The sequence below is a fragment of the Streptomyces sp. NBC_00005 genome (assembly GCF_045160215.1).
GTDB lineage: Bacteria > Actinomycetota > Actinomycetes > Streptomycetales > Streptomycetaceae > Streptomyces.
Genome location: NZ_CP108316.1, coordinates 10499354 through 10513880 on the forward strand (window position 1 = coordinate 10499354; position 14527 = coordinate 10513880).

General features: G+C 69.5%; 12 protein-coding genes and 3 pseudogenes. 11 read left to right on the forward strand and 4 right to left on the reverse strand.

What is annotated here, in order from left to right; genetic code table 11:
• Window positions 1–227: 227 nt before the first annotated feature.
• A pseudogene (locus OG303_RS47975) lies at window positions 228–425 on the reverse strand (NACHT domain-containing protein); the annotation flags it as partial.
• 286 nt (window positions 426–711) lie between these two features.
• Here OG303_RS47975 and OG303_RS47980 point away from each other — a divergent pair.
• Window positions 712–1951: pseudogene (locus tag OG303_RS47980) on the forward strand (IS701 family transposase).
• A 45-nt stretch (window positions 1952–1996) separates the two neighbouring features.
• Here OG303_RS47980 and OG303_RS47985 read toward each other — a convergent pair.
• The 3 genes and pseudogenes from OG303_RS47985 to OG303_RS47995 all read right to left on the reverse strand — a co-directional run bounded on the left by OG303_RS47985 (window position 1997) and on the right by OG303_RS47995 (window position 4640).
• A complete protein-coding gene (locus tag OG303_RS47985) occupies window positions 1997–2677 on the reverse strand; it encodes a hypothetical protein (RefSeq protein ID WP_405876351.1) in 681 nt (226 codons plus the stop codon).
• Window positions 2678–2756: 79 nt separating this feature from the next.
• A pseudogene (locus tag OG303_RS47990) lies at window positions 2757–3786 on the reverse strand (IS701 family transposase); the annotation flags it as partial.
• Between the two features lie 248 nt (window positions 3787–4034).
• A complete protein-coding gene (locus OG303_RS47995; RefSeq protein ID WP_405876352.1) occupies window positions 4035–4640 on the reverse strand; it encodes a dihydrofolate reductase family protein in 606 nt (201 codons plus the stop codon).
• Between the two features lie 467 nt (window positions 4641–5107).
• On the opposite strand from OG303_RS47995, the gene OG303_RS48000 reads away from it, so the two are divergent.
• The 10 genes from OG303_RS48000 (at window position 5108) to OG303_RS48045 (ending at window position 14517) form a co-directional block, all read left to right on the forward strand.
• Complete coding sequence (locus tag OG303_RS48000) at window positions 5108–5422, forward strand: DUF6400 family protein (protein ID WP_405876353.1); 315 nt, start codon at window positions 5108–5110, stop codon at window positions 5420–5422.
• Window positions 5409–5666, forward strand: a complete 258-nt coding sequence (locus OG303_RS48005) for a hypothetical protein (protein WP_405876354.1) — start codon at window positions 5409–5411, stop codon at window positions 5664–5666. The genes OG303_RS48000 and OG303_RS48005 overlap by 14 nt, the downstream gene beginning before the upstream one ends.
• A gap of 195 nt (window positions 5667–5861) precedes the next feature.
• Complete coding sequence (locus OG303_RS48010) at window positions 5862–7643, forward strand: enoyl-CoA hydratase-related protein (RefSeq protein WP_405876355.1); 1782 nt, start codon at window positions 5862–5864, stop codon at window positions 7641–7643.
• Between the two features lie 63 nt (window positions 7644–7706).
• Window positions 7707–8780 (forward strand): hydrogenase expression protein HypE, encoded by a 1074-nt coding sequence (locus OG303_RS48015; protein WP_405876356.1) that lies wholly within the window; start codon window positions 7707–7709, stop codon window positions 8778–8780.
• Between the two features lie 81 nt (window positions 8781–8861).
• On the forward strand, window positions 8862–10646 hold the full coding sequence (locus OG303_RS48020) for a nickel-dependent hydrogenase large subunit (protein WP_405876357.1): 1785 nt from the start codon (window positions 8862–8864) through the stop codon (window positions 10644–10646).
• Entirely contained in the window at window positions 10643–11182 is a 540-nt protein-coding gene (locus tag OG303_RS48025; RefSeq protein ID WP_405876358.1) for a hypothetical protein, read from the forward strand. Before OG303_RS48020 ends, OG303_RS48025 begins: the two co-directional genes overlap by 4 nt.
• Window positions 11179–11841: a DUF5947 family protein gene (locus OG303_RS48030; protein ID WP_405876359.1), complete on the forward strand. Its 663-nt coding sequence runs from the start codon at window positions 11179–11181 to the stop codon at window positions 11839–11841. Before OG303_RS48025 ends, OG303_RS48030 begins: the two co-directional genes overlap by 4 nt.
• Complete coding sequence (locus tag OG303_RS48035; RefSeq protein WP_405876360.1) at window positions 11838–12530, forward strand: DUF6084 family protein; 693 nt, start codon at window positions 11838–11840, stop codon at window positions 12528–12530. Before OG303_RS48030 ends, OG303_RS48035 begins: the two co-directional genes overlap by 4 nt.
• A complete protein-coding gene (locus tag OG303_RS48040) occupies window positions 12527–13966 on the forward strand; it encodes a hypothetical protein (RefSeq protein ID WP_405876361.1) in 1440 nt (479 codons plus the stop codon). Before OG303_RS48035 ends, OG303_RS48040 begins: the two co-directional genes overlap by 4 nt.
• Window positions 13963–14517, forward strand: coding sequence for a hydrogenase maturation protease (locus OG303_RS48045; protein WP_405876362.1), 555 nt, complete (start codon window positions 13963–13965; stop codon window positions 14515–14517). The genes OG303_RS48040 and OG303_RS48045 overlap by 4 nt, the downstream gene beginning before the upstream one ends.
• Window positions 14518–14527 lie beyond the last annotated feature (10 nt).

Consider the following 14527-nt stretch of genomic DNA (forward strand, 5'->3'; position numbering starts at 1 on the left):
AGTGACCACGAAATGTGCGTCCGTGTAGGCCGCCAAGAGCCGCTCGAGCCAGTCCCGCGTAGCACTCCGCTGCTCTTGGGGGACCTCGTCGATGCCGTCGACCAGGACGAGTGCCTCGCCTCTGGCGAGTACGTCATCGGCCCAGCCCTCCGGCTGCGAGGCGGCCAGGGGGCTCCGACCGCGGACAGGAAATCCTGCGGCTCCGGAAGGGGCCCACGCCGCACCGGCGTCCGCAGGGGCAGGACGAACGGAATCCGCCCCCGCCAGTCGCCCAGTTCCTTCGGCAGTTCATCGCGTGCCGTGGCGACAGCCAGCCATTGCAGCAGCGTTGTCTTTGCGCTGCCGGCGAGCCCTCGCACAAGTACCCGTCGGCAGTCGGCCAACGCGTGCTCCGCACGCTTCACGACAACGGAGGGGCCGATCATCCGTTTCCTCGCTGCCTACAGGCCAGGCCGTCGGCTGCTCCCCCAGTTCCAAGCTCAAGTGCGCCGCGTCCAGCGGCCAATGCGCACGTTCTGGGCGACCCAGGTCCAGCCCTACTACAGTCAGTTGGGAATGCCGCCTGTGGATCGTGATCTTGCTGGTGAGGGCCGGTGCGGGAACGGGTGCGGCCACCGTTGATCATCGTGACTTGTGTGGAGTAACGATGAGACGGTGGCCGCAGGGCACAGCATAGATCCCGTCCGTTGGCGGGAGGCGTTCGAGGTGGCCATGGGCCGAATTGCGGGCCGGTTCGCCCGGGTCGAACCACGGCTGCGGGCCGGGCGGTTGGTGCTGGGCCTGCTGTCGGACCTGCCGAGGAAGAACTGCTGGACGATCGCGGAGTGGGTCGGGGAGAGCAGCCCGCACGGCATGCAGCATCTGCTGTGCCGAGCCGCATGGGATGCCGATGCCGTCCGTGATGACGTGCGCGAATACGTCGTCGAGCACCTCCATGACAAGGCCGCGGTCCTGGTGGTCGACGAGACCGGCGACGTGAAGAAGGGCACCCACACGGTCGGGGTCCAGCGCCAGTACACCGGAACGGCCGGACGGATCGAGAACTCCCAGGTCGCGGTCTACCTCGTCTACGCCGGGATGCGCGGGCACGCGGCGGTGGACCGGGAGCTGTACATCCCGCGCTCCTGGACGAGCGACCCGGACCGCTGCCGGGCAGCCGGACTCGGCGAGGACACCGTCTTCGCGACCAAGCCGGAACTGGCCCGCACGATGATCGAACGGTTCCTGGACGCCGGACACCACGTCGGCTGGGCCACCGGGGACGAGGTCTACGGCGGCAGCCCGAAACTCCGTACGGCTCTGGAGGAACGCGGCATCGGCTATGTCCTCGCGGTGGCCTGCTCGGCCGAACCACCCACCGGCGCAGGCAAGTTCCGCGCCGATGCCCTGGCGGCGAAGGTGCCGAAGCGGGCCTGGCAGAAGCTCTCGGCCGGGCGCGGCGCGAAGGGGCAGCGGTTCTACGACTGGGCCGTCATCGACCTCGCCGAGCCGGCCGCGGGTCACCACCAGCTGCTGATCCGCCGCAACCGCAGCACCGGTGAACTCGCCTACTACCGCTGCCACTCCACCACGCCGGCATCCCTGGCCACCCTGGTCAAGGTCGCGGGTTCCAGATGGCGGGTGGAGGAGACCTTCCAAACGGAGAAAGGACTGGCCGGACTGGATGAACACCAGGTCCGCCGCTACCCCTCCTGGGCCCGCTGGGTCACCCTCGCGATGCTGGCCCACGCCTTCCTCGCCGTCGTCCGCGCCGACGAACACTCACACCGACCCACGCCGGACGACCTGATCCCGCTGTCCTGCAACGAGATCTGCCGCCTGTTCATCGCACTCGTCATCCGGCCCGTCCGCGACGCGGCCCACCGGCTTGCCTGGTCCGACTGGCGCCGCCGCCACCAGGCACGATCACGCACCGGTCAACTACCGGCGACAAGCCGCATCCCAGACATGAAGATCACGATCTACAGCTGGAGTATTAGCACTCCAGCGTAGATCGTTACGGTTCGTGTGAGACGCTCCTGCCCAGCCACGGCATCAGGTTCCGTTGCGCGGCCCTCAGCACCTCACCTGGGGGCAGCTCATCGGCTCGCTCGATCACAACGAGGCCCCATTCCTTCCGACCGACTGTGCCAAGTGTCACCGCACGTTCGCGCAGCAGGTACTTCACCGCAGACGCGACGTCCGTCACCGGCGGGCTTACCTCGTACCTGGCGAGCTTTCCGACATACCGGTCCAGCCACTGCTCCCCTTCCCTCCTCGCGGCCCGGGACAATGCGGCCTCGGCATTCCCATCGAGAAAGACCATGACCGGGCAGAGGGGTGCGAGCACCTCTGTGAGGTCGGCCATGAACGCGTCGATCGTCTCTTCGCCGTGCCCCATGGCCAGCAGTGTCGGCACGAACGGCATCAGGGCGTCCGCGATCACGACGTCATCGCCGCTGGCCAGAGCTGAATCAACGAACTGGGCAGTTGTCGCGATCAACGTCCCCAGGTCGACGGCGCCGGTCGTCTTGAAAGCCTCGGCCACAGCAGCGAACTGCGGCCTGGTCAAGATCTCTTCCTCGCGGAAGTGGTCCACCCGCAGTCCTGCATCGGCCAGCCATCGGGACAGTCCAGCACACAGCGTCGACTTGCCCACTCCGGGAGATGCTCCCCACACGGTGATCAGAACCGTCATGGTTGCCGAGCCTAGGAACGGCAACCGTCACTGCCAACCCCGCCGCATCTCCGCCAGCCCCTGCCGCAGATCGTGACCTTCATCCCCGAACGGCTCGGTCCCGGTAGTGGCTGGCCCGGGATCGGGCCTGGTGGCGGCGTCGCCAGTCGGCCCCGCCGAGCCGATGGGCGACGTCGAGGGCGGGCCGGACGACGAGCGTGATGAACAGGCGCTGGATCTCCTTGCAAGTGAGCGGTATAAGGCCGTCCGACGCGGGGCTGCGGGCATGTTCGTCTGCGCGGACGACGGCCAGGAAGGCATACGCGAGCATGGCGAGGGTGACCCAGCGGGATCAGGACGCGTAACGGCGGAGCTGGTGCTCGTCCAAGCCGGCCAAGCCCTTTCCGGACTGGAAGAACTCCTCGACTCGCCACCTGGACCCTGCGACTCGCACCAGCGTGGTCAGTGGCACCGGTTCGGGCGAGTAGCAGCGGTAGTAGGCGAGTTCACCGGTCGTGCGGTTGCGGCGGATCAGCAACCGGCGGTGGCCCGGCGCCGGTTCGGCCAGGTCGATGACGGCCCAGGCGTAGAGCCTCTGTCCTCCGCGCCGCTTCCGGCCGGGAGCTTCTGCCAGGCTCGCTTGGGCACCTTCTTCATCAGAGTGTCGGCGCGGAACGTGCCCGCACTGGTGGTCCCTTCGGCAGAGCAGGCCACGGCGAGGACATAGCCGACGCCGCGTTCCTCCAACGCGGACCGTAGTTTCGGGTTGCCGCCGTAGACCTCGTCGCCGGCCACCCAGCCGGCGCGGTGTCCGGCGTCCAGGAACCGTTCGATCATTGTGCGGGCCAGGTCCGGCTTGGTCGCGAAGGCAGTGTCCTCGCCGAGCCCCGCGGCCCGGCAGCGATCCGGGTCGCACGTTCAGGAGCGCGGCATGTACAACTCCCGGTCCACCGCCGCGTGCCCGCGCTCGCCCGCATAGACGAGGTAGACGGCCACCTGCGCGTTCTCGATCCGCCCGGCGGTGCCGGTTATTGGCGCTGGACGCCGACAGCGTGGGTGCCCTTTTTCACGTCTCCTCTCTCGTCGACGACCAGTACCGCACCCTCGTCGTGCAGGTGCTCGACGACGTATGCGCGCCCTGCCCAGGCCGGTCCTGCGGATCGCCTCCACCAGCAGTACACCGCCGGCCTGGGAGACCACCCCGCGACCCCCACCTTCGGTACGGAGACGCGGGTAGGACCCGATGCGCTTCTTCACCTGGAGAGTGCCTCTTTCACGCGACGACCTGGACCCTAGAAAAGTCCCATCGTTGCAGGTCAGGAGCACTCTCCACGTTTCTGATCACCTACCGGACGCCCTGCCACGTGAAAGCGCGAGGCTAGTAGCTGTCGTAGCTGGGCTTACCGTTCGGCCGGTAGACGCCGACGACGGTGCCGCCCTTCGTCGTCGAGACGCTGACCGGCTCCAGCGCAGTGGGGATCGCTCCGTCGGCGAACAGCCGCTTGCCGGTACCGACGATCACCGGATGGATGGTCAGCCGGTACTCGTCGACGAGGCCGTGCTGCATGAGGGTCTGGGCGAGGTCGCCGCTGCCGACGACGTTGATGTTGCCGCCGTCGGACGTCTTCAGCTTGCGTACGGCATCGACGATGTCGCCCTCCAGCAGCGTGGAGTTCTGCCACTCGACGGACGTCAGGGTCCGAGACGCCACGTACTTGTGCATGCTGTTCATCCGATTGGTGAACGGGTTGCCGGGATCGGCGGTCGGCCAGTACGACGCGAAGATCTCGTACGTCTTGCGGCCGAGCAGCATCGCGTCGGAGTGCTCGTACCAACCGGCGATGGCCGTGCCGACCTCGTCGTCGGCCACCGGTTTCTGCCAGCCACCGTGCTCGAAGCCGCTCTCAGCGTCCTCGTCCGGACCGCCCGGCGCCTGCATGACGCCGTCCAGCGTCAGGAACGTGCAAACGATGATCTTGCGCATGGTGCGCTCCCTTCGTCGACGGGTAGACGGCACAGCCGCCGGAAACTCATCGGCGGAACTTCCGCGGCGCAGCACAGCGGAACCCTTGGTGCGGAAATGCCTCGGAACTGCTGGGCAGAGCTGGGATACCGGTGGGGGATATCGGGAGTAAGGACGCGTTTCTCCTCGCCGCTCAGCTGTACGCCGCGAAGGGCGCCTGACGGGCATCTGCCCAGTTCAGGCGCCCACTTTTCCCGTGACGCGGGTGCCGTCCGACGAGGCGCCGACCGCTGCCGTGCGTCGGCTGGGGGTTCGGGCCGAGGCCCGCAGCGGGCCTTCTCCCGGGGCCCGTGTGGTGCGGGGAATTCGCCCAGCTCCACCGGGTCGATGTGGGGTCCGCCTCCGGGCGCCCCCGAGGCCGCGGACCTGCTGTGACTTCTCCCACCTGCTCTTGCCGGGGCGAGGAATGCTTACCTACGTTCGGTCGCATGTCCTCCCACGGCCGCGCCCTTCCTGGCGAACCGGACGAACCCGCTGAGGCGCGCAGGCCTGCGGCGGACCGACCTGGCGCCCTCCCCTTGGTCGACCTGGACGTCGACCTGAGCTCACACGAACTTCTCCGGCGCGCTCATGTTCTGGACGCTCTCGGCTCCGACTGGGACCCCGTCGCAGCACTGCGCGGCGAGGAAGCGGCGTATGAGCTGCTCTATTCCGGCCTCAGTGCGGAGCAGCAGCGCGTGTACGACGAGCTGGTCTCGGCCGGTGTGCTTCCGCGGAGAGGGGGCGGCCATGCTGCCGCTTGACCCGCAGGCCGACATCGGGCGTCGCGCCTGGGTTGCCTGCCCGAACTGCGACGACCATCGCGGGTGCGCCACCTGCGAGCAGGGGCGCACCTGCTCCGAGCACTGGCGCTACCTGCTGTCCAACGTCGGCAGCCTGCTCCACCTGCAATGCCGGTCGTGCACCCACATCTGGACACACGAGACCCGTTTCGGTGCCACCCGCTCCCCGTGGGAGCGCATTACCAGCGGTCTGCGACGACGGTGATCATTTACCGCGGCTGACTCGGTGAGCCAGGTCGTCGGTGCCGTCGCGGGTCATGGCCGGTGAGGCCAGACGGCGGATCGGCGCCCGCTTTTCGGATGACCTGACCGTCTGTCGTCGGGGACGGCCAGGCAGCCTTGGCCGAGGATCGCGGTCGGCGGCCATTCCTGCCTGCCGTTCGTCCGCCCGGAGGCAGCCGTGCACATCCTGCTCCTAGCCAGCGCGTTCAACAGTCTCACTCAGCGCGCCCACGCCGAACTGCGCGACCGTGGCCACTCCGTGGCGGTGGAACTCGCCCTGCCCGGCAGCCCGTTGCCGGAAGCCGTGCGGCGGCATGCACCGGAGCTCATTGTGGCGCCGATGCTGAAGACGGCGATTCCCGAGGAGGTGTGGGCGGCGCACCCGTGCCTCGTCGTCCATCCGGGACCCGTGGGTGACCGAGGACCGTCGTCCTTGGACTGGGCGATTCACGAGGGCGCCGACCAGTGGGGCGTCACCGTCCTGCAGGCCGACGGGGAGATGGACGCCGGGGATGTGTGGGCCTCCGTACCGTGCCCGGTCCTTCCGGTGTCCAAGAGCGAGCTGTACCGGGGCGAGATCGCCGACGCAGCTCTCGAGGCCGTCCTGCTCGCGGTGGAGCGCTTCGCCGGGGGAACTCACGTACCGCGCAAGCAGGACGCGGCATGTACGGCCGACGCTTGCCTGCGCTTCCGTCCGTACCTCGACCAGAGCGTCCGGCGGATCGACTGGGCCGAGGACTCCACACCGGACGTCCTGCGCAAGCTGAGAGCGGCGGACTCGCAGCCCGGCGTGCTGGACACGCTGCTCGGCGGTGAGTGGTATCTGCACGGCGGTCATCCCGAGAGCGTGTTGCGCGGCCGCCCTGGCGAGCTGCTGGCCACCCGAGCCGGGGCGATCTGCCGGGCCACCAAGGACGGCGCCGTGTGGATCCCCGAACTGCGGCCCCGGCGCGGGCCCGGGCAGCCGCCCACGTACAAGCTGCCCGCTGTGCTAGCCCTGGGCGACCGGCTGCCGCCGCTGCCCGAGCACGCCCTGCCCCTGTTGTCCGAGGTGCGCGAGCGGACCTGGGCGGACATCCGCTACCGGGAGGACGGGAACGTGGGCTTCCTCTCGTTCTCCTTCCCCGGCGGCGCCATGAGCACGGAGCAGTGCCGACGTCTGCTGGACGCCTACCGGGAAGCGTGCGCGCGGCCCACGTCGGTGCTGGTGCTGGGGGGCGAACGGGACTTCTTCTCCAACGGGATCCACCTCAACGTCATCGAGGCCGCCGCCGACCCCGCCGCCGAGTCCTGGGCGAACATCAACGCCATCGACGATCTGGTCGAGGCGGTCCTGACGACGACGGACCGGCTGGTGGTCTCGGCGGTCGCGGGCAATGCCGCGGCGGGCGGGGTGATGCTCGCCCTGGCAGCCGACGAGGTGTGGTGCAGATCGGGCGCCGTGCTGAACCCCCACTACGGTCTGATGGGCCTGTACGGCTCGGAGTACTGGACGCACACCCTGCCGCGCAGGGTGGGTCCCGCGACGGCCGAACGGCTCATGCGTGAGGCTCTGCCGGTGAGCTCGGCGAGCGCACTGAGCCTCGGACTCGTCGACCGGGTGGTCGACTGCGGTCCTGATGAGTTCGCGCGGGAGGTCGGCGGCCTGGCGGCGCGTCTGGCGTCACTTCCGGCGACGGCGTCACGGATCACCGCGAAGAAGACGGAGCTGGACCGGCTGGAGAGTGCGACCCCGCTGGCCGGCTTCCGTGAGCGGGAGCTGGCCCGGATGCGCCGGACCTTCGACGACCCGGCCGCCCCGTACCACGCTCTGCGTCGTTCCTTCGTCCACAAGGAGCGGCCAGCGTGCACCCCGCCGCACCTTGGTCCGGTCGCGGTTGCGCAAACCGGTCCGATCCCCTCTGCCGCGGATGTCACCGGAACGGCCCTCGATGGTGTCTCGTCAAGGCCGAACGGCTGATACGAAGACAAGCGATGGCCGAAATGTAGGCCTTCATCCCTTACCTCCCCAGGAGGCGGTCCCATGACTGAGGCGACGACGAAGACAGTCGGCGCTGCGCCCGCCGACGAGACACCCACGATCCACATTCTCTGGATCAACGCGGGCCTGAGCTGCGACGGCGACTCGGTCGCGTTGACGGCGGCCATGCAGCCGAGCATCGAGGAGATCGTGCTCGGTGTGCTGCCGGGGCTTCCGAAGATCGCCGTCCACTGGCCGCTCATCGACTTCGAGTGCGGTCCGGTCGGCGGCGCGGACACGTTCATCGAGTGGTTCTTCAAGGGGGAGCGGGGCGAGATCGACCCGTTCGTCCTGGTTGTCGAGGGCTCCATCCCCAACGAGGCGATCAAGCCCGAGGGCTATTGGTGCGGCTTCGGCGACAACCCGGAGACCGGCCAGCCGATCACCACCAGCGAGTGGATCGACCGGCTCGCCCCGAAGGCACTGGCGGTCGTCGCCATCGGCACCTGCGCCACCTACGGCGGCATCCACGCCATGGCGGGCAACCCGACCGGCGCCATGGGCGTGCCGGACTACCTCGGCTGGGACTGGAAGTCCCACGCCGGAATCCCCATCGTGTGCGTCCCCGGCTGTCCGATCCAGCCCGACAACTTCTCCGAGACGCTCACCTATCTGCTCTACCAGGCGGCCGGCTCCGCCCCGATGATCCCGCTGGACGACAAGCTGCGTCCCACCTGGCTGTTCGGGGCCACCGTGCACGAGGGCTGCGACCGCGCGGGCTACTACGAACAGGGCCAGTTCGCCTCGTCGTACGACTCGCCGACATGCCTGGTCAAGCTCGGCTGCTGGGGCCCCGTCGTCAAGTGCAACGTGCCCAAGCGCGGCTGGATGAACGGGATCGGCGGGTGCCCCAACGTCGGCGGCATCTGCATCGCCTGCACCATGCCCGGGTTCCCCGACAAGTTCATGCCGTTCATGGACGAGCCCCCCGGCGCAAAGGTGTCGAGCGGCGCCAGCGGGGCGTACGGCGCCGTGGTCCGCAAGCTGCGCTCGATCACGGCGAAGACGGTGGACAAGGAGCCCAAGTGGCGCCGCACCGGAGAAAAGATCACCACCGGCTACCGACCCCCGTGGTGAGCATCAGCCACACATGATCCGCTCCCCGCTTCGTGCACCCCCCACACGAACCTCCCGCGCAACGAAGGGCACGGCACACAGATGGCACCGAAGACGAAGGCGGCCGGCGACGGCAGCGACCTGGTGGAGATGGCCTGGGACCCGATCACCCGGATCGTGGGCAGCCTGGGTATTCACACGAAGATCGACTTCAAGCAGAAGCGGGTCGCGGAGTGCTACAGCACGTCGTCGGTCTTCCGCGGATACAGCGTCTTCATGCGCGGCAAGGATCCCCGCGACGCCCATTTCATCACCAGCCGCATCTGCGGGATCTGCGGGGACAACCACGCCACCTGCTCGGTGTACGCGCAGAACATGGCGTATGGCGTGAAGCCCCCGCACCTCGGCGAGTGGATCATCAACCTCGGCGAGTCCGCGGAGTACATGTTCGACCACAACATCTTCCAGGAGAACCTGGTGGGGGTCGACTACTGCGAGAAGATGGTCAAGGAGACCAACCCCGGCGTCCTCGAACTCGCCGAGCGCACCGAGGCCCCGCACGCCGCGGAGCACGGCTACCGCACGATCGCCGACATCATGCGCTCGCTCAATCCCCTGGAGGGCGAGTTCTACCGCGAGGCCCTTCAGGTGAGCCGCTACACGCGGGAGATGTTCTGCCTGATGGAGGGCCGCCATGTGCACCCCTCCACGCTCTACCCGGGCGGCGTCGGAACCATCGCTTCCGTGCAGCTCTTCACGGACTATCTCAGCCGGCTGATGCGCTACGTGGAGTTCATGAAGCGAGTCGTGCCCCTGCACGACGACCTGTTCGACTTCTTCTACGAGGCGCTGCCCGGTTACGAGGAAGTGGGCCGTCGGCGGGTCATGCTCGGCTGCTGGGGCGCGCTCAACGACCCCGAGTACTGCGACTTCACCTACGCCAACATGACTGACTGGGGTCGGCGCATGTTCGTCACCCCCGGCATCGTCGTCGACGGCAAGCTCGTCACCAACGACCTCACCGAGATCAACCTCGGGATCCGCATCCTGCTGGGCAGCTCCTACTACGAGGACTGGCAGGGCCAGGAACAGTTCGTCACCCACGATCCGCTCGGCAACCCGGTGGACCCGCGCCACCCGTGGAACCAGCACACCATCCCCGCCCCGCAGAAGCGGAACTTCGACGACAAGTACAGCTGGGTCATGTCGCCCCGCTGGTTCGACGGCAAGGACCACCTCGCCCTGGACACCGGCGGCGGCCCCATCGCCCGCCTGTGGTCCACCGCGCTGTCCGGGCTCGTCGACATCGGATACGTCAAGGCAACCGGCCACAGCGTGGTCATCAACCTGCCCCGCACCATGACCAAGCCGGAGACCACCTTCGAGTGGAAAATTCCGCAGTGGTCCAACGCGCTGGAGCGCAACCGCGCCCGTACGTACTTCCAGGCGTACGCCGCCGCCGTCGCCCTGCACTGTGCGGAGAAGGGCCTGGCAGAGGTCCGCGCCGGACGCACCCAGACCTGGGAGAAGTTCGAGGTCCCGGACGAGGGGCTCGGCGTCGGCTTCACCGAGGCGGTCCGCGGCGTCCTCTCCCACCACATGGTGATTCGCGACGGCAAGATCGCCAACTACCACCCGTACCCGCCCACGCCCTGGAACGCCAGCACCAGGGACACCTTCGGCACGCCTGGCCCGTACGAGGACGCCGTACAGAACACCCCCATCTTCGAGGAGAACACCCCGGAGAACTTCAAGGGCATCGACATCATGCGCGCTGTGCGCAGCTTCGACCCCTGTCTGCCCTGCGGAGTCCACATGTACGTCGGCGGCGGCAAGACGGTGAAGTCGATGCACGTGCCCACCGGCCTGAGCGGACTGGGCGGATGAGCGCGCCGACGGCGACGGCGCCGGTGAACGCGGAGCAGACCGGACGCCGTGTCGAGGAGGTGCTGGAGCGACTGGCCGCGAGCGGCGACCCGGCCGCCGCCGCGGCGGCGGAGGAACTCGTCCGCTCCCTCATGGACTTCTACGGTGCCGGCCTGGCCCGCATCCTCCACCTGCTGTCCTCCGCTCCCGGCGAAGCGTCGGCGGGACTGCTCGGTGACGAACTGGTCGCGAGCCTGCTCGTCCTGCACGAACTGCACCCCGAGGACCGCGACACCCGTATCGCCCGCGCCCTCGGCGTCGTACGGGAACACGCCCTGGACGTCGTGGGCTTCGACGAGGAGAGCGGCAAGCTGACGCTGCGGGCCGGGGAGGCCGGTGGCTGCGGTTGTGGCTCCGGCTCCGGTGCGGGCGCCCGGGAGGCCGCGGAGGCGGCGCTCGCCTGCTTCGCACCGGAGGTCAGGGCCGTCGACGTACAGACCGCGCCCGCCGGGCCCACGCTGCTCCAGATCAGCACGGCACCGACGGGGGCCCGATGACGGCGTCACCGGCGGCGCGCACGTCCGGCCTGCGGAGGTTCCTCAGCGAGAGGCCTCCGCAGCCCGAACGGTGCGAGCTGTGCGCCGTGACGGTGGAGGCGGGCCACCGTCATCTCGTCGACACCGAGAAACGCGCCCTCGTCTGCGCCTGCACCCCCTGCGCGCTGCTGATGGCAGAGCCGGGCGCCGCCGCGGGCCGCTTCCGTACGGTCCCGGCCCGCTACCTCACCGACCCCGGTCATCGCCTCGACGAGGGCGCGTGGGACGCGTTGCAGATCCCGGTCGGCGTCGCCTTCCTCTTCCGCAGCGCGGCGCTCGACCGGCTGGTCGCCCTCTACCCGAGCCCGGCCGGAGCCACCGAGAGCGAACTGGAACCGGCCACCTGGACGTCGGTCCTCGGCGGCAGCCCCCTCGCCGAACTGCTCGAACCCGACGTGGAGGCGCTGCTGCTGCGCCGCACCGACGGCCGCTTCGAGTGCCACCTCGTACCGATCGACATCTGCTACGAACTCGTCGGCCGTATGCGCCTGTTGTGGCAGGGCTTCGACGGCGGGGCCGAGGCCCGCGCCGCGCTGGACGCGTTCTTCGCGGACGTCGCGCGACGCGCCCGGCCCGTGGACGCGGCGGGACATTCGTCGAAGGAGGCGGTGCGGCCGTGACCGCGTTCTCCTTCGCCTGCATCGGCGTCCGCGCCGACCGGTACGCCGCAGGGCCGACCCTCGTCTTCCGGCTGCGCGTCACCGCCGGCGACAACGCCCACGTGCACGCCCTCGCGCTGCGCTGCCAGATCCGTATCGAACCCGCCCGCCGCAGTTACGAGTCCGCCGAGGCGGACGGGCTGGCGGACCTCTTCGGCGAGCGCTCACGCTGGGGCAGCACGCTCCAGCCGGTGCAGTTCGCCCAGGTCTCCCTCATGGTCCCGAGCTTCACCGGAGAGATCGAGGCCGACCTCGTCGTGCCCTGCACCTACGACATGGAGATCGCCGCCACCCGCTACCTCACCGCCCTCACCGACGGCGAGGTCCCCCTGCTGATGCTCTTCTCCGGTACGGCGTTCACCGGAGCAGGCGGTTTCCAGGTCGAGCCGGTCCCGTGGGACCGGGAGGCGGCCTTCCGGATGCCGGTCGCCACCTGGCGGGAGATGGTCGAGCAGCACTTCCCCGGGTGCGGCTGGATCCGGCTGCCGCGCGACACCATGGACGCCCTCCTCGCCTACCGCTCCCGGCGCGCGTTGGCCTCCTGGGAGGCGACCCTCAAGGCCCTGCTCGACGCCGACAGCGCCGCGGACCCGCCCCGGAGCGACCCGCTGCGCGCGCTCACCTCCACCACCGGAAGGACGGATCCGTGACTGTGACCGCGTTCGCCTCCGCGACGGAGGAGCGGTTCGCCCTCGCCCGGCAGGTGGCCGACGCCGTCCTCTTCGAGGGCTATGTGCTCTACCCGTACCGCGCCTCGGCCGCCAAGAACCGACTGCGCTGGCAGTTCGGGGTGCTCGTACCTCCCGGCTGGGGCGCCGAGTGCGAGGAGCACGACTTCCAGCACACCGAATGCCTGATGGAACCGAGGGCGGGCGCGACCCTCTCGGTCGAGGTGCGCTTCCTGCACGCCCGACGGCGCACGGTGCAGCGGGCCCGCCCGGACGGCGGCTACGACACGGTCTCCGAGCTGCACCTCGACGACCGGGTGCTGGTGCCCTGGGACGAGGGCGGCGAGGAGCGTGTCGAGGTGGTCGCGTCGGTGGACGAACTCCTCGGAGACGGCATCACCCATCCTTTCCGACTCCCCGCCCGGGAGGACACCGCACCGGTCCTGGACGCGGCCGGCCGGACCGTCGGCCGACTGGTCCGGCGATGTGCGGAGATCAGCGGGACGGTCCGGCTGTCCGCCCGCGAGCTCGACGGTCCCTACCGCGCCATGCGGCTGACCGCCGTCGTCGAGAACACCAGCGACTGGACACCGCCCGAGGGGCGCGCCGCCGACCGGGACGCGGCGCTGCCGCACTCCCTGGTGGCCACCCACCTCCTCATGGCCCTCAGCGCCGGATCGTTCCTGTCGATGACAGATCCCCCCGAGTGGGCGAAGGACGCGGTCGCCGCCTGCCGCAACCTGCACACCTGGCCCGTACTCGCCGGCGAACCCGGCAGCGCCGACCTCGTGCTGTCCTCGCCGATCATCCTGGAGGACCATCCGGCCATCGCACCGGAGAGCCCCGGTGCGATGTACGACGCCACCGAGATCGACGAGATCCTCGCGCTGCGCACAGCGGCCCTCACCGACGAGGAGAAACGCGAGGCCCGGGGCACCGACGAGCGGGCGGCCGCCGTGATCGAGCTGGCGGACTCGATGCCGGCCGAGGTTCTGGAGCGCCTGCACGGGGCGGTACGGAGCCTGCGCGAGGTCACCGGTCCCGACCCCGCCGCCCCGGACCTAGGCTTCCCCGACGAGTTCGGGGTGCAGCGCCCGGACACCCCCTGGTGGGACCCCGCGAGCGACGCGGGCTTCGACCCGGCGCAGGACCGCGTGGTCGTGGACGGCCGGTCGGTGGGCAAGGGCAGCCGCGTCGAGCTGCACCCGGGCCTGCGGCGAACCGACGCGCAGGACATCTTCCTGCGGGACCGCACCGCGAAGGTCGAGGCGGTGCTGCACGACGTCGACGGCGGGGTGCACCTGGCGGTCACGGTCGAGGGCGACCCGGGCGCCGACATCCGCCGCGAGCAGGGACGGTTCCTGTACTTCCAGCCCGACGAGATCACACCGCTGGAGGACCGGGAGGCCGACGCATGAACCTTCCCCCACCGGCAGGTCCAAGGACCCTCGTGGCGGGCATCGGCAACATCTTCCTCGGTGACGACGGCTTCGGCGTGGAGACCGCGCGCCGACTGGCGGAACGGCAACTGCCGGAACACGTCGAGGTGGTGGATATCGGCGTACGCGGCGTCCACCTCGCCTACCAGGTCCTGGACGGCTACGACACCCTCGTCCTGGTGGACGCCACCGCGCGCGGCGAAGCCCCCGGCACGCTGTACGTGATCGAGGACGACGGCACCGGCCGCGATGCCGGTGGGGTCCCCGCGATCGACGGCCATCGGATGACCCCCGACACCGTCCTGGCGTTGCTCGGCACACTCTGCGCCGGCACCGGTGGACAACCGCCGCGACGCGTCCTGATCGTCGGCTGCGAACCGGCCTCCGTAGAGGAGGGCATCGGTCTCAGCCCGCCGGTGACCGACGCCGTACCGCAGGCCGTCCGGCTGATCGAAGAACTGCTGCGGGGCGGCACACCATCCGTGGCGCCGTCCGTGGCGCAGGCCTCAACCGCTGAGGCTCAGACATGAGGAGAGACGG